Source organism: Nocardia sp. JMUB6875 (assembly GCF_041154655.1).
In the GTDB taxonomy this organism is placed as follows: domain Bacteria; phylum Actinomycetota; class Actinomycetes; order Mycobacteriales; family Mycobacteriaceae; genus Nocardia.
In genome coordinates, this window is sequence record NZ_BAAFGR010000069.1 from 14,070 (window position 1) to 38,758 (window position 24,689).

Consider the following 24,689-nt stretch of genomic DNA (forward strand, 5'->3'; position numbering starts at 1 on the left):
GCTTAACTCGGAACCATGCCGGATCAGCCCACTCCCCCGACAAGCACCCGGACCGCGTGCTCGTACTGCGGGGTGGGCTGCGGAATCACCGTCGAGACCACGGCCGATGCGCGCGGGCTGCCCATCATCGCCAAGGTCAGGGGCGATAGAGCGCATCCGGCCAACGCCGGGCGGCTGTGCACCAAGGGCAATACGCACGCCGAGATGATGGGCGCGCCCGGCCGCATGGAGACCGCCTACCGCCGCCCCGAACGCGGCCAGCCCCCGGTGCCCATGCCCGTCGACGAGGCGATTCACGAAGCGGCCGAACGACTTCGAGTGATTCTCGACACAAACGGACCGGACGCCATCGCGCTGTATGTGTCCGGTCAGATGTCGCTGGAGGCCCAATACCTGGCCACCAAGCTGGCCAAGGGCCACCTGCGCACCGTGCACATGGAGGCCAATTCGCGGCTGTGCATGGCCAGCGCGGCCGGCGGCTACAAGCTGTCGCTGGGCGCGGACGGGCCGCCCGGCTCCTACGACGACCTCGACCACGCCGACCTGTTCTTCGTGATCGGCGCGAATATGGCCGACTGCCACCCGATCCTGTTCCTGCGCATGGCCGATCGGCTCAAGGCGGGCGCGAAACTGATCGTGGTGGATCCGCGGCGCACCGACACCGCCACCCGCGCCGACCTGTTCCTCCAGATCAAGCCCGGCACCGATCTGGCGCTGCTGAACGGACTGCTGCACCTGCTGGTCGAGAACGGCGATATCGACGCCGAATTCATCGCCGAGCACACCGAGGGCTGGGGCGGCATGCCGGACTTCCTGACCGGCTACCGGCCCGAACTGGTCGCCGAGGTGACCGGTCTGGCCGAGGCCGATATCCGGACCGCGGCCGAGTGGATCGGGGCCGCGGGCGAGTGGATGTCGCTGTGGACCATGGGCATCAATCAATCCACGCACGGCACCTGGTCGACCAACGCCATCATCAACCTGCACCTGGCCACCGGCGCCATCTGCCGCACCGGCAGTGGACCGCTCTCGCTCACCGGGCAGCCCAATGCCATGGGCGGGCGCGAAATGGGCTACATGGGACCGGGACTGCCGGGACAGCGCAGCCTGCTCTCGGCCGAGGACCGGGCGTTCGTGGAGGACGTCTGGGGACTGGAACCGGGCACGATTCGCGACGAGGCCGGGCCGGGCTCCATCGAGATGTTCCGTGGGCTGGCCGACGGGCGGATCAAGGCCGCGTGGATCATCTGCAGCAATCCCGTTGCCTCCATGGCGAATCGGCGCACCGTGATCGCCGGACTGGAGGCCGCCGAACTGGTGATCGCGCAGGACGTGTTCACCGACACCGCCACCAATGCCTATGCCGATCTGCTGCTGCCCGCCACGCTGTGGGCCGAAGCCGATGGCGTGCAGGTGAATTCGGAACGCAACCTGACCCTGCTGCGGCGCTCGGTCGACCCGATCGGCGACGCCCGGCCCGACTGGCAGCTCATCGCGCAGCTGGCCACCGCCCTCGGCTTTCCCGGCTTCGACTACGCCTCCAGTGCCGAGATCTTCGACGAGATCCGGCGTTTCGCCAATCCGGCGACCGGTTACGACCTGCGCGGCATCGACTACGAAATGCTCGCCGAGGGCCCCGCGCAGTGGCCGTGCGCCGATCCGGCCCAGCGTCGCAACCCGATCCGCTACCTCAACGACGGCATCAGCCAGACCGTCCACACCGACGAGCACGGCCACACTCCCCGCCTGGCCTTCGCCACCCCCAGCCGCAAGGCCCGGTTCTTCCCGCGCCCGCATCTGCTGCCCGACGAGATGCCCGACGACGACCACCCGTTCGTCCTCAATACCGGCCGCCTGCAACACCAGTGGCACACCATGACCAAGACCGGGAAGGTGGCGAAGCTGAACAAGCTCAATGGCAAGCCGTTCCTGGAGATCCACCCGGACGACGCCGCGGCGCTCGAGGTGCAGGAGGAGGACCAGCTCGAGATCGCCTCCCGCCGCGGTCGCGCGGTGCTGCCGGTGCAGATCAGCGACCGAGTCCTGCCCGGCAGCTGCTTCGCTCCCTTCCACTGGAACGACGAGCAGGGCGAATACCTGACCATCAACGCCGTCACCAACGACGCCGTGGACCCCATCTCGTTGCAACCCGAATTCAAGGCCTGCGCCGTTCGATTGCGCAAGGTCGCGGTGCTGAGCGCGGACGAATCGAACGAGCCGACGGGTTTCGGCGTGTTTCCGAGCCTTCCGGCCGCCGGGGACACCGGCACTCATCCGCTGGCCGCGATGCTCGGTTTGGAGGGTGCCGTCGCGCCGACGCTCAGCGAGGTCGAGCGCATCTATCTCGGCGGCTATCTGGCGGCGCTGCACAGCCTTCCGGTGACCGGTGTTCCGGTGCTGCCGGAGACCGCGCCGATCTCGGAGCGCAGCCGGGTCTGGATCGACGGACTGCTCGGCGGCATGTACTCCCGTGGCGCGCAGCCGAGTTCGGCGACGACCGGCGCCGGGATAGATGCGGCCGACGCCGGCGCGGGGGCGGACGTCTCGACGCCGACGCGGATGGTGACGGTGCTGTGGGCCTCGCAGACCGGCACCGCCGAGGATCTGGCCGCGGCCCTGACCACCTACCTGTTCGATTCCGGATTCACACCGCTGCTGCTGGATATGGATTCCGCCGAATTGTCCGATCTGACCGGCGATGTCCTGGTCATCACCAGCACCTTCGGCGACGGCGGCCCGCCGGACAATGGCGCGGATTTCTGGGAACGCCTGAACGACAGCGCGATCCGGCTGACCGGCATGCGCTACGCGGTCTTCGCCCTCGGCGACTCCTCCTACGACGACTTCTGCGGCCACGGACGCAAGCTCGACGAACTCTTCGCCAACCGCGGCGCGACCCGCCTGCTGCCGCGCGTCGACAGCGAGCCCGACCACGAGGACCTGTCCGCGGCCTGGTTCGACGAGGTAGCCGACATCCTCGCCGCCACCGCCGATGCCTCGCCGAATTCGCCGGGCGACACTGCGCCCGATGATCCAGGGGCGCTGAGCGACAACACGGACTGGGATCTCCCTCCCGGCGGCCCATTCAGCCATCCGGCCCTGTGGACCGGCGATATCCCGCCGGGTCGCGGCGATCACGGTCCGAGACAGCGTGTCGGTGCGCCGAAGCCTGGCGGCCGGAGCGTCGCCGGTGGATCCGGAGACGTCGGGGGCACCACCGTCATGGCTCCGGGCCGGGCGCGCGAGCGAGTGGCCGCGCCTTTCACGCGCAATTCGCCCGTGCTCGCGACATTGGCTCGCAATGAATTGCTTTCGCGGGATGGATCCGGGAAAGAGGTGCGGCAGTTCGGGTTCGATCTCAGCAATCTGGAAGTCAGTTACGAGGTCGGGGATTCGCTGGGGATTCGGCCCGCCAATTGTGCTGCGCTGGTGGCGGAGTGGCTCGAGGTCACGGGGCTGGACGGGCGGCGGATCATCGATGTCGAGGACGGCGAGCTGACGCTGACCGAGGCGCTGCGCACGTATTACGACATCACCCGGGTGAGTTCGGATCTGCTGTCGTTCGTGAGCGAGCACAATGGCAGCCAGCGGCTGGCCAAACTGCTGCGCCGCGACAATCGCAACGAGCTGGACGGGTATCTCTGGGATCGGCAGGCGGTGGACGTGCTGCGGGACTTCCCGGTGCGCGCCGACCTGGTGGAGTGGCTGGGGACGCTGAAAAGGCTGCAGCCGCGGCAGTATTCGATCTCGTCGAGTCCGCTGGTGAGCCCGCACGAGGTGCAGCTGACCGTGAGTGTGGTGCGCTACGGCGATCCGGCGGGCATCGGGTCGGCGGCCCGGCGGGGCGGGGTGTGCTCGACCTTCCTGGCCGATCGCGCCGACGCGCGGGTGCCGATCTTCCTGAACCGGGCGCCGCATTTCCGGCCGCCGCTGGATCCGACCGCGCCCATGATCATGGTGGGCCCGGGCACCGGGATCGCGCCGTTCCGCGGTTTCCTGCAGGAGCGCCGCGCCCTCGGCTGCACCGGCCGCAACTGGCTGTTCTTCGGCGACCAGCACGCCAAGGACAACTTCTACTACCGCGCCGAACTCGAGGACATGTTCCGCTCCGGCTTCCTGACCCGGCTGGATCTGGCGTTCTCCCGGGATCAGCGGGAGCGGATCTACGTGCAGCACCGCATGATCGAGCACGGCGCGGAGCTGTGGGCGTGGCTGCGCGAGGGCGGGCACTTCTACGTGTGCGGCGATGCCGCGCGGATGGCCAAGGATGTGGACGACACCCTGCTCAAGATCGCCCGAATTCACGGCAAGCTGAGCGAGGACGGCGCGCTGGCGTTCAAGAAGCAGCTGGTGGCGGAGAAGCGGTACGTGCGGGACGTGTATTGATCGGACACTGTCCGAATCCGCCTCCGGCAATCTGAAAACATGATATTCCTGACGCATGTCGGTCAGGATCAGTCGAATCGCCGTGCGTTCTGCGGTAGCCATCGTGCTGGCCGCCGCGTCCCTGAGCCTCGGCGGCGTGCCCGCGGGCGCGGAGCCGAGCGCCCCGACCCTGCCCGGCGTCACCCTCCCCGATCTGAAGACCGAGGACGGCTCCTACATCAAGACCGTGGCCGCCAAGGACGAGCACACCGTCACCTTCTCGGTGTTCTCCGCCGCCATGAACCAGGTTTTCCCGGTCGACGTGCTGCGCCCCGACGACACCTCCGAGGCCCGCCCCACCCTCTACCTGCTCAATGGCGCGGGCGGCGGCGTGGACGCGGCCACCTGGCAATTGCGCACCGACGCACTGGATTTCCTGGCCGACAAGAACGTCAATGTGGTGCAGCCCATCGGCGGCGCGTTCACCTGGTACACCGACTGGATCCAGCCCGACAAATCGCTGGGCGTGAACAAGTGGTCCACCTATCTGGGCAAGGAATTGCCGCCGCTGATGGACGCCGCGCTCGGCGCCAATGGCGTGAACGCCATCGCCGGAATCTCCATGGCCGGTCTGCCCGTACTGAATTCGGTCATCTTCAATCCCGGGCTGTTCCGCAGCGCGGCCGTGTACAGCGGCTTCTTCCAGACCGTCACGCCGCAGGGCCGGGAATCCATCAAACTGGTCACCGAGCTCTACGGCGGCGGCAAGGTCGAGAACATGTGGGGACCGGAGAACGGCCCGCTCTGGGCCGCCAACGATCCCACCCTCAATGCCGAGAAACTGCGCGGCACCAACCTTTTCATCTCCACTGGCAATGGCATTCCCGGCGCGTTCGACGTCCCGGGCGCGCGCGGGCGGATGGAGAAGAATCCGGCCGACACCACCCAGACCGTGGCGCTCGGCTCGTTCATCGAGGCCAATGTGGAACTGTCCACGATCATTCTGCAGAAGCGCCTCGAATCCCTGAACATTCCGGCCACTTTCGAATTCCGCAGCAGCGGAACCCATATCTGGGGTTACTGGCAGGACGATCTCAAGGCGTCGTGGCCGGTGCTCGCGCAGGGTCTCTACTCGAACCCGTAACCGCCTACACCACGGGCGGATTGACGCGCGCGAAGCCTTCCTGCCGGTAGTACGGGTAATAGGGATAGGCCGGGGTGACCGCGCTGGCCTTGTCCAGGCGGGCGATCTGATCGGCGTCCAGACTCCAGCCGACCGCACCGAGGTTCTGCCGCAGCTGCTCTTCGTTGCGCGCGCCGACGATGACGGTGGCCACGGTCGGCCGCCGCAGCAGCCAGTTCAGCGCGATCTGCGGTACCGTGCGGCCGGTCTCCGCGGCGATGTCCTCGAGCACGTCGACGATGTCGTAGAGCCGTTCGTCGTCGACGGGCGGCCCGGCATCGGCGGTCTTGTGCAGGCGGCTGGTCTCCGGAAGCGGTTGGCCGCGACGGATTTTCCCGGTCAGCCGACCCCAGCCGAGCGGGCTCCACACCACCGCGCCCACGCCCTGATCCAGGCCGAGCGGCATCAGCTCCCACTCGTAATCGCGGCCGACCAGCGAGTAGTAGACCTGGTGCGCGACATAGCGCGGGAACCCGTGCTTGTCCGCGGCGGCAAGGGATTTCATCAGCTGCCAGCCCGCGAAATTGGACGCGCCGACATAGCGGATCTTGCCGGACCGCACGAGATCGTCGAGGGCCGACAGCACCTCCTCGACGGGGGTCCCCGCATCGAAGGCGTGCAGCTGGAACAGGTCGAGGTAGTCGGTGCCGAGCCGGCGCAGCGCGCCCTCGACCGACGAGATCAGCCGGGCGCGACCGGATCCCGCGTCGTTCGGGCCGGGGCCGGTGGGCAGCGTGGACTTGGTCGAGATGAGCACCCGATCGCGACGGCCCCGGATGGCCTCGCCCAGCACCTCTTCCGAGGCCCCGTCCGAGTAGACGTCGGCGGTGTCGAAGAGGGTGACGCCCGCGTCGAGGCTGATGTCCACCAGGCGGCGGGCCTGCCGTGCGTCGGTATCGCCCCAGGCCGAGAAGAGTTCGCCGCGACCCCCGAAGGTGCCCGCGCCGAAACTCAGGGCCGGAACCATCAGACCTGAAGCGCCGAGCCGACGGTATTCCATGACCACCACTCCTAACGGAACTACAGTTTCATTAACACGGTCGACGCTACACTCGCCTCGTCGCAAATGGAACTGGAGACCCGTTATGACGCCCGACACACGCACCCGGGAAGGCATGGCCGATTCCCCCGGATCGGTCCGCCCCGGCGGCCGCACCGCCCGCGTCCGCGAGGCCGTGCTGCGCGCCGCCGGCGACCTGCTGGCCGAACGCGGTTACGCCACCCTCGATCTGGCCGAGGTGGCCGCCCGCGCCGAGGTCGGCAAGACCACCGTCTACCGCCGCTGGCGCACCCCCGCCGGACTGGTCGCCGACCTGCTGGTCGAGATGGCGGAAACCTCACTCCCGCACAGTGATACCGGCACGCTGCGCGGCGATCTGCTCGAAAACGCCCGCCTGGTCGGCAAAACCCTCACCGATCCCCGCCAGGGCCGCCTCTTCCGCGCCGTCATCGCGGCCGCCACCAGCGACGACACCGCCGCCACCGCCCTGCGCGCCTTCTACGCCACCCGGCTCGCCGAATGGTCGCCCTGCGTCGAGGCCGCGATCGCCCGCGGCGAGGTGCCACCCGGAACCGACGCGCGCGCAGTCCTTTCCGCCGTCTCGGCCCCGCTCTACTACCGCCTGCTGGCCAGCGGCGACCCGGTGGACGCGGCGGCGATCACCGCCGCGGCCGAGGCCGCCGCGCTCGCCGCCGAACAGGGCGTATTCACCACCGCCGCATCATGATCGGGGCGCGGTCCAGGCCGGATCGCGACCGGTGAGGCCGACCACCCGATCCAGCAGCGGCGCTTCGGCCGGAACCTCCACGACCGGACCGAAGAGCCCGGGGATGCCCTCGCGCGGGGTGTCGCGCAGGAAGCCGAGCAGGACGGCCAGATCCCGGTCGGCCGGGGCGTAGGGCTGTCCGGTCGCGCGGGCCAGGTCCCAGCCGTGGACCACCAGTTCGTCCAGGGCGAAGAGCGCCATCTGCGTGGCGGGCGCGAGCACCCCGCCCACCTCGGTCTCACCCTCCCAAGCGTGCGGTTCGCGCCACGCCGCCACCAGCGACTTCAATTGCGCGGGAATGCGATCGCGCCAATCCCCCGGCAGCGCGGCGGGCGCGGGCGGCTGCGAACTGCCGATCGCCTCCTTGGTCGCACCCTGCCGGAAGCCCTCGGTGAAGCCGAGGACGTGGGCGAGCATGTCGCGCACCGTGGGCAACGCGGGTGTGGGCCGGTCGAGATCGGCGTCGGTGACGGCGGCGGCGACCGCCTCCACCGCCGCGGCGGCGGCTTCCAGATCGAACTCGGGTGTGGTCATGGTTCCTCCCGGTGCGGTGCGAAGACATGCCGAAGCCGCGGTGCGGCCCGGTCATCGATTAGGACGGGGCGGGGCCGCGCAATTCATCGCGGCACCCGCGAAATGTGCTTGCAGCGCCGCGTCGCAACCGGTTCGTTAGGCGGGATCAGCGGCGAAAAGCGCTGGTAGGGAGGAGAATTGATAGATGAAAGGTGATCGTGTGGAGATCGTCGTCGACACCGGCGACGGATCTCGGAACTACGAAATTATCGCGACCAGAGCGGGCCGGCGGATAGAGACGCGCATTGCCCGCGGCATCGTGGAAGTGAGCGAAGTGACACGAACCGGGAGTTCGGTTCGTACTGCCCGATTCATGGCCGGACGCGTATTGGCCCTGGTCGAACACCCCGCCGACGACGGCCCGCTGCCCGACGAATGATCACCGACGGTTGCCGAGCGACTCGATCGAGCGCATCCTCGGAGGTGGCCCACTGCACGGCATGGCTCACCCGGCAGAGAGGAGCATCCGATGATCGATCGCATCGATTCAGTGCCCGAGGCCGATTCGGTGGAGCAGAGCATCCCCGCCTATCCGGTGGACGAGGTGCTCGACTCCGATTCCGAGATCACCGACGTCCCGGCCGCGGACATCGGCTGGACCGCCTCCGAGGGAGACCTGGTCGAACAGTCGATTCCGGTCCCCCTGGACGACGATCGCGAGGACAGCGCCGGTAGCGATTACTGACCGGCTCTGCCCGCACTCGAGCCGAAAGGCTCCCGCCCAGGCTAATTCGAGACGCCGGCCCGCACGGTGGCATGCAGTTCCCGCAGGCTCGACCGCTCGGTGGCGACCTCGAGCACCCGCATGCCGTGGGCATTGCCGGTCAGCTCGACCGCCAGTTCCGCCGGGTCGACCTGGCGGTGCGGAATCCGGTAGGCGGCGCACAGCGCGGCCAGATCCATGCCGTGCGGGGTGCCGAAGACCCGTTCGAACACGCCCGCGTACTGCGGATCGCCCTGTTCGAGCAGTTCGAAGATGCCGCCGCCGTCGTCATTGGCGACCACGATGGTGAGGTCCTCCGGCCGCGGCTCGCCCGGGCCGATGAGCAGGCCGGACGCGTCGTGCAGGAAGGTCAGGTCGCCCATCAGCGCGACCGTGCGGCCGGGATGGGTGAGCGCCGCGCCGACCGCCGCCGACACGGTGCCGTCGATACCGGCCACACCGCGATTGGACAGCACCCGCACGCCGGGCCGCGGCTGCGAGACCAGCGCCGCGTCGCGCACCGGGTTGGACGCGCCGAGCAGCAGCTGATCGCCCTCGTGCAGGGCGTCCATGACCACGGCCGCCACATGCAGGCCGGTCGGCTTCGGGTGTCCGGCCAGTTCGGCGCGAACGACATTGACGGCCTTCTCGTTCAGATCCCGGCACTGCTCGAGCCACTCCGGCCGCGGCGCGCCGGAGGTGACCGCGCGGGTGCCCGTGCCGACCACATTGCCCGAGACATCGGGCCAGCGCGGGCCGGTGGTCAGCGCGAACACCGTGATCTCGGGATCGGCCAGCACCTTCGACACCTGCCGGTGCAGGGTGGGGCGGCCGGTGATGATGGCCTGCTTGGGCTTCAGCAGTCCCAGCGCCAGCGGATGCAGGGCCGGGCCGTGCATGGGCGCGGTCGGTTCGGCGACGGTGGGCAGCGCCGCGAGCTCGGGGCGATGGCCCGCACCGTGCCCGGAGATGACCACGGTGTCCGGGGTCAGATCGATGTCCAGGGGCACATCGAGGGTGGCGTATTGCGTTGCCGTCCAGGGCCGTTCGCCGTCCCGGCCGGGCGGCAGCGCGTCCCCGGCGGCCAGGTCCGGGACCAGGGGTTCGCGCAGCGGGATGTCGAAGTGCACGGGTCCGGCATTGCCGGAGCGGGTGCCGCGGGCGGCGGCCAGCACCCGGCACACCGCCGAGCGCCAGACGCTGTTCTGCTTGGAGTACCGCGGGTCGTCGGGTTCGGCCTCGGCCAGTCCGAGACTGATGGCGGCGCGCACCTGGCTACCGAAGAGCCCGAACTGTTCGACGGTCTGGTTCGCGCCGGTGCCGAGCATCTCGTAGGGGCGGTTGGCGCTGAGCACGATCAGCGGCACGCGGGCGTAGTTGGCCTCGAGCACGGCCGGGCCCAGATTGGCGACGGCGGTGCCGGAGGTCATGACGACGGGCACCGGGCGGCCGCTCGCGGCGGCCAGGCCGATGGCCAGGAATCCGGCGCTGCGCTCGTCGATCCGCATGTGCAGCCGGATGCGCCCGGCCTGGTCCGCGGCCTGTAATGCGAAGGCCAGCGGCGCGTTTCGCGATCCGGGGCACAGGACGACGTCCCGGACTCCGCCGCGCGCCAGCTCGTCGACGACGACGTGCGCCTGTGCAGTCGAAGGATTCACGCCTCCAGCCTCTCAGACAGCGGCCCGGAGCGCTGCGTCGCCCCGCTCACACCTATGCTGGTAAGTTAGGCTTTGCTAACCTAAGCGAATGGCGAAGCGCAGCAAGTATGTCAAGCCCGAGCACCGCGAGATCCTCACCGCGGAAGTCCTGGCCAGCAAACGGATCAGCCCCAATTTCGTCCGCGTCACCGTGGGCGGGCAGGGCCTGGCGGGCTTCACCGCCATGGGCTTCGACCAGTGGTTCCGGCTGTTCACGCCCGGGCGCGACGGCAGCCTCAAGCTGCCCACCTCGGCCAGCAATCTGGGCTGGTACGCGCAGTACCTCATGATGGGCAAGGAGCACCGCCCGCTGGCGCGCAACTACACCGTGCGCGACTACCGGGCCGCCGGTTTCGGGGAGTTCGGCAGCACGGCCGAGATCGACATCGACTTCGTCTCGCACGGCGACGACAGCCCGGCCTCGGCCTGGGCGAACAATGCCACGCCCGGGTCCAAGGCCGGCATCCTCGACGAGGGCATCATGTATCAGGCTCCCGACCACAGTGATTGGACGCTGCTGGTCGGCGACGAGAGCGCGCTGCCCGCCATCGCGGGCGTGCTGCGGTCGCTGCCGCGCGGGACCAAGGGCGCGGCCTATATCGAGATTCCGCACGCCGAGGACGCGCAGGAACTGGGCGAACCCGAAGGCGTGCAGGTGAACTGGCTGGTCCGCACGGACGCGCACGCCGAGGTGGGCGCGCTGGCGGCCGAGACGGTACGCGGGGCGGACCTTCCGAGCCGGGGCGTCTACGCCTTCGTCGCGGGCGAGCAGAAGCTGGCCGCGGGCGTGCGGCGGCATCTGGCGCAGGAGCGCGAGATTCCCAAGGCGGACATCACTTTCACCGGCTACTGGCGAGTCGGCAAGTCCCAGGGCTGATTACGCGGAGAAGAGGGGGCGAGTGCCCGGGAACCACCTCGCGGGCCTCGCATCACCAGACTGTTCGCGGCCCCTCGCCGGGCCGCGAACCGGTCGGTCTTATTAACCAGCGTGCTTCTGCACCAGCTCACCCAGACGCGGAAGCGCCTCGGTGACATGCTTCTTCGCCGACGAGCGCATGGAGTTGTAGACCTTGGTCAGCGCCGGACGCGAGGACGCCTCGGCACGCGCGTCGGTCACCGACAGCAGCGCGTCGGCCACCTCGTCCTGCTTGGCGACCAGCAGATCGGCGAACGACGCCGCGCCGCCGTTCTGGTACTCGGCCCAGTACGGCTCGAGCTGCTCGACGAACTTGGGCGCGAAAGAGGTCAGCGCGTCACCCACGATCGAGGGGCTGACCTTCTTGATCGCGGCGTAGCCGCCCTTGACGACGAGGCCCGACGCGCCGCCCTTGTCCGACACCTCCTCGTCCAGAACCTTCTCCGCGTCGGCGATGAAGGCCGGACGCTTGGCGTCATCGAGCAGGGATTCAGACAGTGCTGCAACCACTTTCAGGTTCCTCCGGATAGTTTTTCGATGAACGAGCGCACGCAACTATACGCACCGGTGTCCCCGCACACACGATGCCAATGCGCTGCTACTGCCACAGCAGCAACAGCACTGTAAGCCCTCCGCAATCGGTTGGCAGCGTTTCACTTTCGGTTACCGCCGGGTCCGCGTGCTCCGACCAGGAGGAGCAAGCGTCCGATCGTGCCATCGGGCAATCCATCCCGCTAACAATCAGCGGCCTTGTCCGATGGCCGAATTCCGCCGCCGCGATTTTCGAGTGACGCGCAAAACACCGCGCCGAACTGCGGTGGGCCTTCACCACGGCGCGAACCGGAACAGTATGTTCAGACCCGTGACCTTCAATGCGACGCTGTGGCGGCCCGTTCCGGGATTCGAGAACCTCACCGACATCACGTACCACCGGCACATCGACCAGGGCACCGTCCGGATCGCCTTCGATCGCCCCGAGGTACGCAACGCCTTCCGGCCGCACACCGTCGACGAGCTCTACCGCGCCCTGGATCACGCCCGCATGACCCCCGACGTCGGCGCGGTCCTGCTCACCGGCAACGGACCCAGCCCCAAGGACGGCGGCTGGGCCTTCTGCTCCGGCGGCGACCAGCGCATCCGCGGGCGCAGCGGCTACCAGTACGCCTCCGGCGAGACCGCCGACACCGTGGACGTCGCGCGCGCCGGGCGACTGCACATCCTCGAGGTGCAGCGGCTCATCCGCTTCATGCCCAAGGTGGTCATCGCGCTGGTGAACGGCTGGGCCGCGGGCGGCGGGCACAGCCTGCACGTGGTGTGCGACCTCACCCTGGCCTCGCGCGAGCACGCGCGGTTCAAGCAGACCGACGCCGATGTGGGCAGCTTCGACGCCGGGTACGGCAGCGCCTACCTGGCGAAGATGGTGGGGCAGAAGTTCGCCCGCGAGATCTTCTTCCTGGGGCGGCCCTACACGGCCGAGGAGATGCACCAGATGGGTGCGGTCAACGCGGTCGTGGATCACGAGCAGCTCGAGGATGTCGCGCTGGAGTGGTCGGCCGACATTCTCGGCAAGTCGCCGCAGGCGATCCGGATGCTGAAGTACGCCTTCAACCTTCAGGACGACGGGCTGGTCGGTCAGCAGCTCTTCGCAGGTGAGGCGACCCGCCTGGCCTATATGACCGACGAAGCGGTCGAGGGCCGCGACGCCTTCCTCGAGAAGCGCGAACCGGACTGGAAGCCCTACCCCTACTACTTCTGAATCCGGGCAGCAGCAAACGGCAAGCTGTCATGCTGCACTCATGGAGATACTGAGCAGTCGGGTCATCCTGCGACCGGCCGATTACGAGCGGACGCTGGCGTTCTACCGCGACGGGCTCGGGCTGGCCATCGCCCGCGAGTATCCGGGCGGGACGGTCTTTTTCGCCGGGCAGTCGCTGGTCGAGGTGGCCGGGCACGGGCGGGCGGAGGACGCTCCGGGCGGGTTCTCCGGAGCACTCTGGCTGCAGGTTCGTGATTGTGGCGACACCGCGGCCGAACTCGCGCTGCGCGGGATCGAGATCGAGCGCGCACCCCGGCAGGAGCCGTGGGGACTCATCGAAATGTGGGTCCGCGACCCCGACGGGGTGCCCCTGATCTTCGTGGAGATTCCGGCGAATCACCCGATCCGCCGGGACATCCGGGGCGACTGACCGCACCGCCGGAATCCGCGCGTCCGCGGGCCGCCACCCCTTAGCACGAAGGTAACTGTGAAATGCGTCGGGGGGCACCGGTTAACGGAGCGTAAAGGGTATAGCGCAGACTGATCGGTGTGTCTGCCGAACTGCTCGTTCTGCTGATCGTTGTTTGCACAGCCTTGGCATTCGACTTCACCAACGGATTCCACGACACCGCGAACGCGATGGCTACCTCCATCGCGACCGGTGCGCTCCGTCCGCGTACCGCCGTACTCCTGTCCGGGGCGCTGAATCTGATCGGCGCCTTCCTCAGTGTGGCCGTCGCCGCGACGGTCGCCGAGGGCATCGTGGACCTGTCGGAGGTGAGCGGGCGGGCGCTGCTCGACATCGTCTTCGCCGGTCTCGTCGGCGGCATCCTGTGGAATCTGTTCACCTGGCTGCTGGGTTTGCCGTCGAGTTCCTCGCACGCGTTGTTCGGCGGTCTCATCGGTTCCACCATCGCGGCGCTGGGCCTGCACGGCGTGATCTGGGCGCACGGCAGCAAGGGCGTGATCGCCAAGATCATCATCCCGGCCCTGCTGTCCCCGATCGTGGCCGCGCTGGTCGCCTCCATCGCCTCCTGGGTGGTCTACCGGATCACCAAGGGCAGCAATGAGAAGACCGTCGCGGGCGGCTTCCGCTGGGGACAGATCGGCACCGCCTCCCTGGTCTCGCTGGCGCACGGCACCAATGACGCGCAGAAGACCATGGGCATCATCTTCCTGGCGCTGATCGCGCACGGTTCCGCCAAGGCCAGCGATCCGCTGCCGCTGTGGGTGATCGTGTCCTGCGCCATCGCCATGGCCGCCGGCACCTGCCTGGGCGGCTGGCGCATCATCCGCACCCTGGGCAAGGGCCTGGTCGACATCGCGCCGCCGCAGGGCTTCGCCGCCGAATCCACCAGCGCGGCGATCATTCTCACCTCGGCCCACTTCGGCCTGCCGCTGTCCACCACCCAGGTGGTGACCGGATCCATCCTCGGCTCCGGCATCGGACGGCCCGGCGCGGAGGTGCGCTGGGGCGTGCTCGGGCGCATGGTCACGGCCTGGGTGCTGACGCTGCCGCTGGCCGGTGTGGTGGGCGCGATCTGCTGGGGCCTGCTGCACGGCATCGGCGGCACGGCCGGTGTGCTGGTGGTGTTCGCGCTGCTGATCGCCATGGCCGCGTTCATCTGGTTCCGGTCCAAGCGCGCGGTGGTGAACTCGCACAACGTCACCGACGACTGGGAGGACACCGCGGCCCCGGCCGCCCAGCCCCACGGCAAGGACGCCCCCGCGGTTCGCCGCAATGACGACACCGTCGGAATGCGTTAGGAGACCGCGATGCACTCCCTGCTGCACAACCTCTCCGACCTGTGGCGAGTCATGCTGGCCGCGTTGATCTTCGGGGCCGGACTGCCGACCGTGTTCGCGGTCGGCATCCGCTGCCGGGCCCAGGTCGACGACGGCGCGACCGGAACCACGCGGACCGCGGCCCTGGTCGCGTCCACCCTCTGCTTCGCGGTCGTCATGATCGCGGTGGTGGTCGGTGTGCTGTTCATCGCACGCGGCTTCCTGGCCACCCGGCTCGGCATTCACCTGCTCGGCGCGTGACGCCGCCTCATCGAAAGGCACGCTCGTGAGCACCCCCGCAGAACAACCGTCATCCGATCCGACGCCGCGCACCAATGTGATGCAGAAGGTGCTGGACTGGCTGAGAGCCGGATACCCGCAGGGCATCCCGCAATCGGACTATGTGGCACTGCTGGCGGTGCTGCACCGCAGGCTCACCGATTACGAGGTGCACCTGGTGGTGGAGGAGCTGATCCGCGAGCGCGTGGCCGCCTCCGACATCGAGCGCGCCGACATCGAGGCGGCGATTGCCCGAGTTGCCAAGGAGCAGCCCGGCGAGGACGATATCGCTCGGGTGGCCTCCAGGCTCGCAGCCGGTGGATGGCCGCTGGCGACACCGACGTCCGACTGACCGCACTCGACCTTCAGCAATCGACAACCGGGCGCCGACCCCTCCGCGCGCCGCCACCCCACGGAATGACACGATCGCGAACGTGAGCAATACCCTCCGAATCCTTCCCATGCCCACCGGCGCAGCGGTGGGCGAAGTATTGCCGCATCTCCGAGAGGCCTTGGAGGGCAACGGCCCGGCCTGGCTCCCGGTACCGACCGCCGACCGCCGCGAGACCCAGCGGCTGAGCGGCAGCCTGCGGCCCGGCGAGGAGATCGACGAGGACGTGGCCCTGGTGGTCACCACCTCCGGCACCACCGGAAACCCCAAGGGCGCCATGCTCACCCCGGCCAATCTGCGGGCCAGCGGCGACGCCACCCACGAGCGCCTGGGCGGTCCCGGGCAGTGGTTGCTGGCCTTGCCGACCCATCACATCGCGGGCATCCAGGTGTTGCTGCGCAGCATTCTGGCCGGGACCGAACCGATCACGCTCGACGTCTCCGGCGGCTTCCTGCCCGAGGCGCTGGTCGGCGCGATCGCGAGCATGCGCGGCGAGCGCCGCTACACCTCGCTGGTCCCGACCCAGCTCATCAAGGCCCTCGACGAGCCGGCCGCCACCGCGGCGCTGGCCTCGCTGGACGGGGTGCTGGTCGGCGGGGCCGCCACCCCGAAGCCGGTATTGGAGCGAGCGCGGGCGGCGGGCATCACCGTGTTCCGCACCTACGGCATGAGCGAGACCTGCGGCGGCTGCGTGTACGAGGGAGTACCGCTGACGGGCACCAAGGTACGCATCGAGGAGGGCCGGGTGCTGCTCGGCGGCGACATGGTCGCCAAGGGCTACCGCAATATCGCCGACCATCCCGCCTTCGCCGAACCCGGCTGGTTCCGCACCGAGGACGCCGGCCACTTCGAGAACGGCGTGCTCACCATTACCGGCCGCCTCGACGAGGCCATCATGACCGGCGGCCTGCTGGTCATCCCCCAGGTCGTCGAGGCCGTCCTGATCACGCACCCGGCCGTCTCCGAATGCGTGGTCCTCGGCCTCCCCGACGAACGTCTCGGCCAGCGCGTGGCGACGGCCATCGTCCCTGCCCCGGGCGCGACGGCCCCGAGCCTCGACGAACTGCGTGAACACGTGGTCGCCGAGCTGGACGCCATCGCCGCCCCGCGCGAACTGGCTGTGCTGGACGAACTTCCGCTGCGCGGCCCGGGCAAGCCCGACCGGGCGCGGCTGCGCGAATTGCTGCTGGCCGCGTCACCGAGCTGATTCGGCCCCGGCCAGCTCCTCGGCCATCCGCGCCGTGATGACGGTCAGCACCCGGGCCACGGTCGCCAGGTCCTCCGGCGACACGGAACCGTAGGCGGCGTTGACGATTCGCCCGGACTCGGCGCGCACCCGGCCGACCATCGCGCGACCGACCTCGGTGACCTCGATCCGATCCCCTTGCGCCGCCAGCAGTCCGGACTCCAGCAGCGCGGACAGCGCGTCCGCGACCGCGGCCGGAGCCCACTGCGTCATGGTGGCGATCCGCGCGATGTGCGCGTCCCGCTCGACCGCGGCGCCGGCGGCCAGCGCCTGGTTCAGGGTGATCCACTGCTTCTCGTCGAGCGTGGTGCCCGACAGCGCCAGCGACAGCACCGCGGTGTGGTGCTTCTCGGCCTGGCCGATGATCGACGGGTTCAGGGTGATGGTGGCGGTGGTGCTCATGTCGATCTCCTCGATCAGGTGGTGCTTCGTTGGTGATTAGATTCTGACACTGAGTTCCATTCGTGCGCAAGTCCCAATTGGAACTTAGTTTTTTTCGTGACTCCGGCTCGTCCGGCTAGGATTCCGGCATGGCCACCGACGACCGCTCCCTCCCCCTGCGCGAACGCAAGCGACTGCGCACCCGCCGGGCCCTCGCCGATGCCGCGCTGCGGCTGTTCACCGAGCAGGGTTTCGACGCCACCACGATCGAGCAGCTGGTCGACGAGGCCGAGGTCTCGCGCAGCACCTTCTTCCGCGCCTTCGCCACGAAGGAGGCGGTGGCCATCGAGGCGGAAACCGAGCTCTGGTCGAGTTACCTTGCGGCACTGGGAGATCGGGAGCTGTCGGGTTCGACGTTGACCGCGCTGCGGGACGCCCTCGCCACGACCGCCGCCGACCTGCCGCCGGACTGGGACGAGCGCTACATCGCCACGCGACGATTGGTCCTGACCGCACCCGCGCTCATGGGACACATCGACTACTACCGGTCGGGTGTCGAGAAGGAGGCCGTGGCGCTGCTCAGGGACAAGCTCGGTCTCGCGCCCGATGATCTGCGGCCGCAGATCCTGGCCGAACTGACCACCACCGCGTGGAGCATCGCGGGCCGGGCCTGGGTCTACGACGCCGGCAAGGGCGGGCGGGCCGCGCTGCTCGAGGGCCTGCGCGGCGCGTTCGCGGCGGTACCGGCCGCCCTGGAGCTGTCGAGCTGACTTGCGTGCGCGCGTCCGCCGCTTGCGCGGGGGACGCAATCGCGGTGCAAGGGGGGTGCAAGACCCGGCCCGCAAGGTGTAGCCATGACTTCTTACACACCTGCTGAACCTCTCGCCATCGAGGCGGACGGCTTGGTCAAGGTCTTCGGGGAGCAGCGGGCCGTCGACGGCGTGAGTCTCGCGGTGCCGCGGGGGGCTGTCTACGGCGTACTCGGACCCAACGGAGCCGGCAAGACCACCACCATCCGCATGCTGGCCACCCTGCTGCGCCCCGACGGCGGCAGCGCCCGGATCTTCGGCCGCGACGTGCTCGCCGAGCCGACCGCGGTGCGCTCGCTGATCGGCGTGACCGGCCAGTACGCCTCCGTCGACGAAAAGCTCACCGCCACCGAGAATCTCATCATCTTCTCGCGGCTGCTGGGCCTGTCCAAGTCCGATGCGCGGCGCAAGTCGGCCGACCTGCTCGAGGAGTTCGGGCTGACCGACGCCGCCGACAAGCCCCTGGAGAACTTCTCCGGCGGCATGCGCCGCCGCCTGGACCTGGCCGCCAGCCTGATCTCGCGCCCGCCGCTGCTGTTCCTGGACGAGCCGACCACCGGCCTCGATCCGCGCACCCGCGCCCAGATGTGGGACACCATCCGGCGGCTGGTGCGGGAGGGCTCGACCGTGCTGCTCACCACGCAGTACCTGGACGAGGCCGATCAGCTGGCCGACCGGATCGCGGTCATCGACCGCGGCAAGGTCATCGCCGACGGCACCTCCGACGAGCTCAAGTCCTCGGTCGGGCTGTCCGCGTTGCAGCTGACGCTGGCCGAGCGCGACCGCATCGAGGAGGCGCGAAACCTGGTGGGCGAGCTGCTCTCCCACGCGGCGGGCCGGAGCGTCGAGGCCACCATCACCCCCGAGGCGGGGCGCATCACCGCTCCCCTGCCCGACCCCTCCATCACCACCGACATCCTGATCCGGCTGCGGGAGCACGACATCCGGGTCGACGAGATCAATGTCGCCAAGCCGAGCCTGGACGAAGTGTTCTTCGCACTCACCGGGCACGCCGCCGAGGACGACACCGACGAGACCGAACGGAGCGCGGCATGACCACGACTCTCACCGCCCCTGTCACCGGGCGGCACGCGGCCACCGCCGCACCCATTCCCGAAGTAAGCAACCACATTCCGTTCCAGCAGACCGTGGCGAATTCGCTCACCATGGCCTACCGCGGCATCCTGAAGATCAAACACAATCCGGAGCAGCTGTTCGACGTCACCGTGCAGCCGATCCTGTTCACCGCGCTGTTCGCCTACATCTTCGGCGGGGCGATCGGCGGCAATGTGCACGATTACCTGCCGATCCTGATTCCCGGCATTCTGGTCCAGACGGTCGTGCTGACCTCCGTGGTCACCGGCACCCAGCTCCGCGAGGACATGGACAAGGGCGTCTTCGACCGGTTCAAATCCCTGCCCATCGCCCGCATTTCGGCGCTGGCGGGGGCGCTCATCGCCGATATGGTGCGCTACGGGCTGGCTACCGTGCTCACCGTGGGCATGGGCCTGATCCTGGGCTACCGGCCGGCCGGCGGCGTCGTCGGTGTGGTCGTCGCGGGTCTGGTCGTGGTGTTCTGCTCGTTCGCGGTGAGCTGGATCTGGGCGCTGGTCGGCATCACCGGCAAGAGCGCGGCCGCGGTGCAGGGCGTCTCGATGATGATCATGTTCCCGCTGACCTTCATGTCCGGCGCGTTCGCCCAGGTCTCGACCATGCCGGGCTGGCTGCAGGGCATCAACAAGGCCAACCCGATCTACTACATGGTCAATGCGGCCCGCGAGCTGATGAACGGCAATGTCTACAGCTCGAACCTGCTCTGGTCGATCGTCGGCTCCATCGTGGTGATCGCGGTCTTCGCCCCGCTCGCGGTGAAGGCGTACATGCGGCGCGCCTGACGCGACCGGTCGCCCCGCGGTTGGGACGCCCGTCCATCGAGAAAATCGATGGGCGGGCGTTCTGTTATGGTCGGTTCGGTGAATCCCGCAACCGCCCCGCTATGCCGAAAGTCCATTCGGCCGTATTGGGGTGCGCTTTTCACGGGAATCGTGATCGTCATGGGGCTCATCGCCGCGGTCGCGGGATGGGGCTCGTCACAGCGGCTTTCGATGCTCGAATCGAGCACACCGAGCGTGGCCGCCGTCCAGACGCACGTGGTCAAGGATTCCGGGCACCAAGCGGTCGACCCGATGCCGTCGTGCCGCAGGCAGGAACATCCGGCCTCCGATCCAACGGGCACCCTCGCCACCCCGCCGCGGGTGATCGGCGACCAGCTGGTCGCCGACTGCACCGCCCTCGAACCGGAATTCCGGTCACCCCAACCGCTTTCGATCGGGAAGCAACCTCGCGCGCCCACCCTCGCGGTGGCGGCTCCGCATCTGACGACCGTGCTGATCATTTAGACCCTCTGAATGATCCAGCACCTTTTCGTCATTCTCGATGCGGCCGTTGAGGAGTACACGCATGTCCCGAAAGACCACGAATTCCAAGCGTAGAAAACCCAATTCCAACCGCAGAAAAACCTTCGCCGGACTCGCCGTCATCGCGGCGATCGGACTGCTCGCCATTGCCGCGATTCAAATGGTGGGTTCGGACAAGAAATCCGACAAGCCCGCCGCGGCGGCGACCGAGACCAATCCCATGTACGCGCAGCTGGCGAAGATGGCCAAGCGCGATGCCAAGGATCCGCTCGCCATGGGCCGTGCCGACGCGCCGGTCGTAATGGTCGAGTACTCGGATTTCCAGTGCCCGTTCTGCAAGGTGTTCGCCACCAAGATCGAGCCCCAGCTCGTCTCGCAATACGTCGACCAGGGCGTGCTGCGCATCGAATGGCGCAGCATGGCCATTTTCGGCGCGGAATCCGAGGACGCCTCGCGCGCGGCCTGGGCGGCCGGGCAGCAGGGCAAGTTCTGGGAGTACCACAGGGCGCTGTTCGACCACACGCCCGAGAAGAAGAACACCGGCGCGTTCACCCGTGACAAGCTCGTCGAATTGGCCGGTGCGGCGGGCGTTCCCGATATCGAGAAATTCCGCGCCGATCTGGACTCCCCCGCCGCCACCGCGGCCGTGCAGGCGGATGTGAACGAGGGCATCGGCATCGGGGTCAATTCCACCCCGGCCTTCCTGATCAACGGCCGCCCGATCCTGGGCGCGCAGCCCATCGAGCAATTCCGCGCGGCCATCGACGCCGCCCGCACGACCGCCGGGCAGGCCACGGAATGACCGGCGGCATCGGGTTTTTCGCGGCCTTCCTGGGTGGACTGCTGGCACTGCTGAGCCCGTGCAGCGCGCTGCTACTGCCCAGCTTCTTCGCCTACTCCTTCGAGAATCAGGGCAAGCTGCTGGCCCGCACCGGCATCTTCTACCTGGGCCTGTGCACCACCCTGGTCCCGCTCGGCGCGGCGGGCTCGATGGCCGGGCGGCTGCTGGTCGGGCATCGCGAGCTGCTGATCGCCATCGGCGGCTGGACCATCATCGTGCTGGGCGTCATCCAAATCCTCGGCCGCGGTTTCGCTTTCGGCTTCGCCCAGCGCGCGGCCGCCAAGCAGGGGCGGCCCGAGCAGGCGGGCGCGGTGTATCTACTGGGCCTGGTCTACGGCCTGGCGGGCTTCTGCGCGGGCCCGATCCTGGGCTCCATCCTCGCGGTGGCGGCCGTCGGCGGCTCACCGGTGCACGGCGGACTGCTGCTCGCGGTCTACGCCCTGGGCCTGGCCGCACCGCTGTTCGTGCTGGCCTCGCTGTGGGACCGTTTCGAGCTGGGCAAACGAAAGTGGTTGCGCGGGCGCACCTTCCGAATCGGCCGTGTGGAACTGCACACCACCTCGGTGCTGTCGGGCCTGTTCTTCATTGCGCTGGGCGCGCTGTTCCTGGCCTTCGACGGCACCGCCGCACTGCCCGGAATCCTCAGTGCCGACACCGAATTCGCCATGGAGAACAAGGTGCGGCAGCTGGGCGATCTGGTCTCCAACAGCACCGTGCTGCTGGTGCTCGCCGCGCTCGCGCTGGGGGTGCTGGCCTGGCGGCTGCTGCGCACCGGCACGGCCGAATCCGAGGCACCCGAGTCGGATTCGGCAGACCCCGAGGCGGATTCGGAGCGCTCCGAACCGCTCAGAACGTCCCGTTGACGACCTGAAGATTGGCCATGATCCGTTCGGCGGCGCGGCGGCGGCCCAGGCTCGCCACCGCGTCCTGTGCGGCCGCGATCCGCTCGTCCCCGACCCGCGGGCGATGCAGATCCAAGTGCCACTGCCACTGCATGACCGAGTAGTCCTGGCGTCCGAAAACCTTCGGCGTCAGGGCGATCAGCTCCAGCCCCTGCTCGACCTGGTGTCCGGTGGCCACCAGGTAGGTGCCGATCGCGCAGCTCACCGCGCCGATCTGCGGCAGGTCCCAATACTGGCCGCCGAGCACGTCCACCGCGATGCCGGTGAGCTCCGGCACGATCCGGCCCAGTTCCTCGGAACGGCCGTGCAGCACATGGGCGTCGATGGCCGCCGACACGAAGATGAAGGTCGCCGGGCCCGGCATCCCGACATTGTGCGGCCAATCCATGAGCGCGGGAAGCTGCCGGTAGCGGCGCAGCCCGGTGTCGATATTCCCTTCGGCGAGTTCGATTTCGGCCAGTGCGGCCGTCACCGCGGCGACGCGGTGGTTGGGTTTGAGCACCGTGTCGTGCAGGGGCGGTGCGGCGACCACCGCGAGGGCGGGCTCCAGCGCCTGCCGCGCCGATGCGGGGTCGCCCACACCCGACAGCGTCACCGACAAGAATCCGCGCATCTCGACGGCCTCGTCCCAGGCCCGCAACTCCTCGAGCAGGTCGACCGCCCGCCGGTAGTACCCGACCGCCTCCGCATAGCGCGCCGACTGCCCGTACATGCTGCCGAGGTGCTGGGTGGTCATGGCGGTGCCCCAGGCATCCGCGTCGCCGCTGATGTCCATGGCGATCTCCGCGTCCCGGATGGAGCGGTACACTTTGCCGTCGTTCTCACACAGGTTGGCGCGCAACAACAGTGCGGCCACCTGGATCTGCTCATCCGGCGACCGCACACCGGCGCTCAGCCGGCGGGCCAGCTGCGTGGTGTTGCGAGACCGGGTGACCAGTTCGCCGAGATACCTGGCGACCGGGCTCATCGGCGCATCCGATGCCAGGATGCGGCGCAGCGTGATCCGCACCCGGGCCGCCTCGCGCAGGTCGAAGCCGCCGAACATCATGTGCATGCCGAGCATCAGCTGGCCGTAGATGAGCAGGTCGGTCGCGGCCGAGTCGGTCGGAAAGGTCGTGGGCGGCAGCGCGACGATGCGCGGGGACCAGCTCATCAGTTCGGCGTGCGCGCCGCGCATGACCCACAGCCCGGCCAGGACCGGGTACACGGCGTGGACGGTCTCCGTGTCGCGCCGCTCGAGCGCGTAGCGCAGCACGGCGATCAGGTTGTCCATGTCGGCGGCCAGGCTCAGCACCGCCCGCACCTGCTCGGTGGTGTGGTAGCGGCGCGCGGTCTCGACCGCGAAATCACTGGCCCACTTCGACATTCGAGTCATGACCAGGTCGGACTCACCGGTGAAGGCCAGCTGCTCCTCACCGAATTCGCGGACGGTCTCCAGCATCCGGTAGCGGGTGCCGCCCTCCTCGTCCTCGAGCACCGTCAGCAGCGACTGGCTCACCAGACCGTCGACGGCCATCGCTGGATCGAGGATCTCGGGATCGGCCAGCACGTATTCGGCGGCGGCGAGGGTGAATCCCGCCGGGAATCGGCACAACCGGCGCAACGCCACCCGCTGCGGCTCGTCGAGCAGATTCCAGCTCCACTCGATCACCGCGTGCAGGGTGCGGTGCCGCTGCGGTGAACTGCGATCGCCACTGCGCAGCAGGGCGAATCGATGGTCGAGGCGGGAGTCGATCTCCTCCACGCTCATGGTCCGCACCCGCGCCGCCGCGAGTTCGATGGCCAGCGGCAGGCCGTCGAGGGTGCGGCAGAGGCGGGCCACCACGTCCGAATCCAGCCGCACCGAGGGGCGCACCGCGCGGGCCCGCGCCTCGAACAGGTCGGTGGCGGGTGACCCGGCGGCGTCGATGGTCAAGGGCGGCAACGGATACACGGCCTCGGCCATGATCTCCAGCGGTGCGCGACTGGTGGTGAGCACGGTCAGCTGCTCGCTGACGCCCACCAGATCGGCGACCACCTCGGCCACCGGCTCGATCAGGTGCTCGCAGTTGTCCAGGATCAACAGCGTCGGCCGCACGCCCAGCGCTTCGCGCACCTTCTGCCGAATGTCGCGGCCGTGCACCGGCCGCGGCGTGAGCGGGTCCCGCATGACATCGGCCACGCCGAGGGTGGCCGCGATGGCGACCTCGATTTCGGCACGGGTCTCGAGCGGATTCTGCGAATCCGCGCGCAGCGAGGCCAATTCCACCAGCGTCACCGCCGTATCGTGGGCCATTCGCGCACCCAGTTCATTGGCGATCCGGGTCTTTCCGGTGCCGCCGGGCCCGAGCACCGTCACCACCCGCGACGTGCGCAGCAGTCCTTCGAGCGCGGTCAGGTCGGCTTCCCGGCCCAGCAGCGGATTCGGGGCGGCGCGCAGCCCGATGGCGTTCTCGCCCACCAACTCTCGCGCCTCGGCGGTCTGAGCCGCACCGGCCGCCCGGCCCGCCGGACGCGCACCCGGATGGCGTGCACCAGGCCCGGCCGCGCCCGTGTCGGGCACGACGGACAGCCTGCTCTCGGCGTGACCGGCGGAACCCTCCGGCCGATTCCGGCCGCCGCCGTCCACATCGGGCGGGCGGGTTCCGGGGCCGGCCAGGGTCAGCTCGGGTGGCGCGGTCGAATCCGACTGCGCGGCAG

The 24,689-nt window shown here is 68.9% G+C and carries 24 protein-coding genes; 18 read left to right on the forward strand and 6 right to left on the reverse strand.

Annotated elements, in window-relative coordinates; genetic code table 11:
• The first annotated feature begins 15 nt into the window (after positions 1-15).
• The gene (locus ACAM49_RS19265; protein ID WP_369636911.1) at positions 16-4,386 is read left to right on the forward strand and encodes a molybdopterin-dependent oxidoreductase; all 4,371 of its coding nucleotides are present in this window, start codon (positions 16-18) and stop codon (positions 4,384-4,386) included.
• 82 nt (positions 4,387-4,468) lie between these two features.
• Positions 4,469-5,509, forward strand: coding sequence for an alpha/beta hydrolase (locus tag ACAM49_RS19270; RefSeq protein ID WP_369636912.1), 1,041 nt, complete (start codon positions 4,469-4,471; stop codon positions 5,507-5,509).
• A gap of 4 nt (positions 5,510-5,513) precedes the next feature.
• Here ACAM49_RS19270 and ACAM49_RS19275 read toward each other — a convergent pair whose 3' ends face one another.
• Positions 5,514-6,548 carry an aldo/keto reductase gene (locus tag ACAM49_RS19275; RefSeq protein WP_369636913.1) on the reverse strand — a complete coding sequence of 345 codons (1,035 nt, stop codon included), beginning with the start codon at positions 6,546-6,548 and terminating at the stop codon, positions 5,514-5,516.
• A gap of 85 nt (positions 6,549-6,633) precedes the next feature.
• On the opposite strand from ACAM49_RS19275, the gene ACAM49_RS19280 reads away from it, so the two are divergent.
• Complete coding sequence (locus tag ACAM49_RS19280) at positions 6,634-7,275, forward strand: TetR/AcrR family transcriptional regulator (RefSeq protein WP_369636914.1); 642 nt, start codon at positions 6,634-6,636, stop codon at positions 7,273-7,275.
• Here the strand turns inward: ACAM49_RS19280 and ACAM49_RS19285 are convergent.
• Entirely contained in the window at positions 7,270-7,848 is a 579-nt protein-coding gene (locus tag ACAM49_RS19285) for a TIGR03086 family metal-binding protein (protein ID WP_369636915.1), read from the reverse strand. The two genes, ACAM49_RS19280 and ACAM49_RS19285, sit on opposite strands and share 6 nt — an antisense overlap.
• A gap of 199 nt (positions 7,849-8,047) precedes the next feature.
• On the opposite strand from ACAM49_RS19285, the gene ACAM49_RS19290 reads away from it, so the two are divergent.
• Together ACAM49_RS19290 and ACAM49_RS19295 are read left to right on the forward strand one after the other, a co-directional pair.
• The gene (locus ACAM49_RS19290) at positions 8,048-8,266 is read left to right on the forward strand and encodes a hypothetical protein (RefSeq protein ID WP_369636916.1); all 219 of its coding nucleotides are present in this window, start codon (positions 8,048-8,050) and stop codon (positions 8,264-8,266) included.
• A 90-nt stretch (positions 8,267-8,356) separates the two neighbouring features.
• Positions 8,357-8,572 carry a hypothetical protein gene (locus ACAM49_RS19295; RefSeq protein ID WP_369636917.1) on the forward strand — a complete coding sequence of 72 codons (216 nt, stop codon included), beginning with the start codon at positions 8,357-8,359 and terminating at the stop codon, positions 8,570-8,572.
• Positions 8,573-8,613: 41 nt separating this feature from the next.
• Here the strand turns inward: ACAM49_RS19295 and menD are convergent, their stop codons facing one another.
• Positions 8,614-10,248 carry a 2-succinyl-5-enolpyruvyl-6-hydroxy-3-cyclohexene-1-carboxylic-acid synthase gene (gene menD / locus ACAM49_RS19300; RefSeq protein ID WP_369636918.1) on the reverse strand — a complete coding sequence of 545 codons (1,635 nt, stop codon included), beginning with the start codon at positions 10,246-10,248 and terminating at the stop codon, positions 8,614-8,616.
• An 88-nt stretch (positions 10,249-10,336) separates the two neighbouring features.
• On the opposite strand from menD, the gene ACAM49_RS19305 reads away from it, so the two are divergent.
• The gene (locus ACAM49_RS19305; RefSeq protein ID WP_369636919.1) at positions 10,337-11,164 is read left to right on the forward strand and encodes a siderophore-interacting protein; all 828 of its coding nucleotides are present in this window, start codon (positions 10,337-10,339) and stop codon (positions 11,162-11,164) included.
• A gap of 102 nt (positions 11,165-11,266) precedes the next feature.
• Here the strand turns inward: ACAM49_RS19305 and ACAM49_RS19310 are convergent, their stop codons facing one another.
• Complete coding sequence (locus tag ACAM49_RS19310; protein WP_369636920.1) at positions 11,267-11,713, reverse strand: hypothetical protein; 447 nt, start codon at positions 11,711-11,713, stop codon at positions 11,267-11,269.
• A 352-nt stretch (positions 11,714-12,065) separates the two neighbouring features.
• Here ACAM49_RS19310 and ACAM49_RS19315 point away from each other — a divergent pair, with 352 nt between their 5' ends.
• The 6 genes from ACAM49_RS19315 to menE all read left to right on the forward strand — a co-directional run bounded on the left by ACAM49_RS19315 (position 12,066) and on the right by menE (position 16,621).
• Positions 12,066-12,959, forward strand: a complete 894-nt coding sequence (locus ACAM49_RS19315) for a 1,4-dihydroxy-2-naphthoyl-CoA synthase (RefSeq protein ID WP_040813622.1) — start codon at positions 12,066-12,068, stop codon at positions 12,957-12,959.
• 40 nt (positions 12,960-12,999) lie between these two features.
• The gene (locus tag ACAM49_RS19320) at positions 13,000-13,389 is read left to right on the forward strand and encodes a VOC family protein (protein WP_369636921.1); all 390 of its coding nucleotides are present in this window, start codon (positions 13,000-13,002) and stop codon (positions 13,387-13,389) included.
• Between the two features lie 119 nt (positions 13,390-13,508).
• Positions 13,509-14,726 (forward strand): anion permease, encoded by a 1,218-nt coding sequence (locus tag ACAM49_RS19325; RefSeq protein ID WP_369636922.1) that lies wholly within the window; start codon positions 13,509-13,511, stop codon positions 14,724-14,726.
• Positions 14,727-14,735: 9 nt separating this feature from the next.
• Entirely contained in the window at positions 14,736-15,005 is a 270-nt protein-coding gene (locus ACAM49_RS19330) for a hypothetical protein (protein WP_040813541.1), read from the forward strand.
• Between the two features lie 79 nt (positions 15,006-15,084).
• Positions 15,085-15,375, forward strand: a complete 291-nt coding sequence (locus ACAM49_RS19335; protein ID WP_369636932.1) for a DUF3349 domain-containing protein — start codon at positions 15,085-15,087, stop codon at positions 15,373-15,375.
• Positions 15,376-15,484: 109 nt separating this feature from the next.
• The gene (gene menE, locus ACAM49_RS19340; RefSeq protein ID WP_369636933.1) at positions 15,485-16,621 is read left to right on the forward strand and encodes an o-succinylbenzoate--CoA ligase; all 1,137 of its coding nucleotides are present in this window, start codon (positions 15,485-15,487) and stop codon (positions 16,619-16,621) included.
• On the opposite strand, the gene ACAM49_RS19345 is transcribed toward menE, so the two are convergent.
• Entirely contained in the window at positions 16,610-17,062 is a 453-nt protein-coding gene (locus ACAM49_RS19345) for a hypothetical protein (RefSeq protein ID WP_369636923.1), read from the reverse strand. The two genes, menE and ACAM49_RS19345, sit on opposite strands and share 12 nt — an antisense overlap.
• A 128-nt stretch (positions 17,063-17,190) precedes the next feature.
• On the opposite strand from ACAM49_RS19345, the gene ACAM49_RS19350 reads away from it, so the two are divergent.
• The 6 genes from ACAM49_RS19350 (at position 17,191) to ACAM49_RS19375 (ending at position 21,971) form a co-directional block, all read left to right on the forward strand.
• Complete coding sequence (locus ACAM49_RS19350) at positions 17,191-17,811, forward strand: TetR family transcriptional regulator (protein WP_369636924.1); 621 nt, start codon at positions 17,191-17,193, stop codon at positions 17,809-17,811.
• A gap of 84 nt (positions 17,812-17,895) precedes the next feature.
• On the forward strand, positions 17,896-18,906 hold the full coding sequence (locus tag ACAM49_RS19355) for an ATP-binding cassette domain-containing protein (RefSeq protein WP_369636925.1): 1,011 nt from the start codon (positions 17,896-17,898) through the stop codon (positions 18,904-18,906).
• Complete coding sequence (locus ACAM49_RS19360) at positions 18,903-19,745, forward strand: ABC transporter permease (RefSeq protein WP_369636926.1); 843 nt, start codon at positions 18,903-18,905, stop codon at positions 19,743-19,745. The genes ACAM49_RS19355 and ACAM49_RS19360 overlap by 4 nt, the downstream gene beginning before the upstream one ends.
• Positions 19,746-19,823: 78 nt before the next feature.
• On the forward strand, positions 19,824-20,249 hold the full coding sequence (locus ACAM49_RS19365; protein ID WP_369636927.1) for a hypothetical protein: 426 nt from the start codon (positions 19,824-19,826) through the stop codon (positions 20,247-20,249).
• A 61-nt stretch (positions 20,250-20,310) separates the two neighbouring features.
• Positions 20,311-21,069, forward strand: a complete 759-nt coding sequence (locus ACAM49_RS19370; protein ID WP_369636928.1) for a DsbA family protein — start codon at positions 20,311-20,313, stop codon at positions 21,067-21,069.
• Positions 21,066-21,971 carry a cytochrome c biogenesis CcdA family protein gene (locus ACAM49_RS19375; protein ID WP_369636929.1) on the forward strand — a complete coding sequence of 302 codons (906 nt, stop codon included), beginning with the start codon at positions 21,066-21,068 and terminating at the stop codon, positions 21,969-21,971. The genes ACAM49_RS19370 and ACAM49_RS19375 overlap by 4 nt, the downstream gene beginning before the upstream one ends.
• On the opposite strand, the gene ACAM49_RS19380 is transcribed toward ACAM49_RS19375, so the two are convergent.
• The coding region (locus tag ACAM49_RS19380) for a transcriptional regulator (protein ID WP_369636930.1) at positions 21,955-24,689 on the reverse strand (2,735 nt) is incomplete at its 5' end. The genes ACAM49_RS19375 and ACAM49_RS19380 overlap by 17 nt on opposite strands.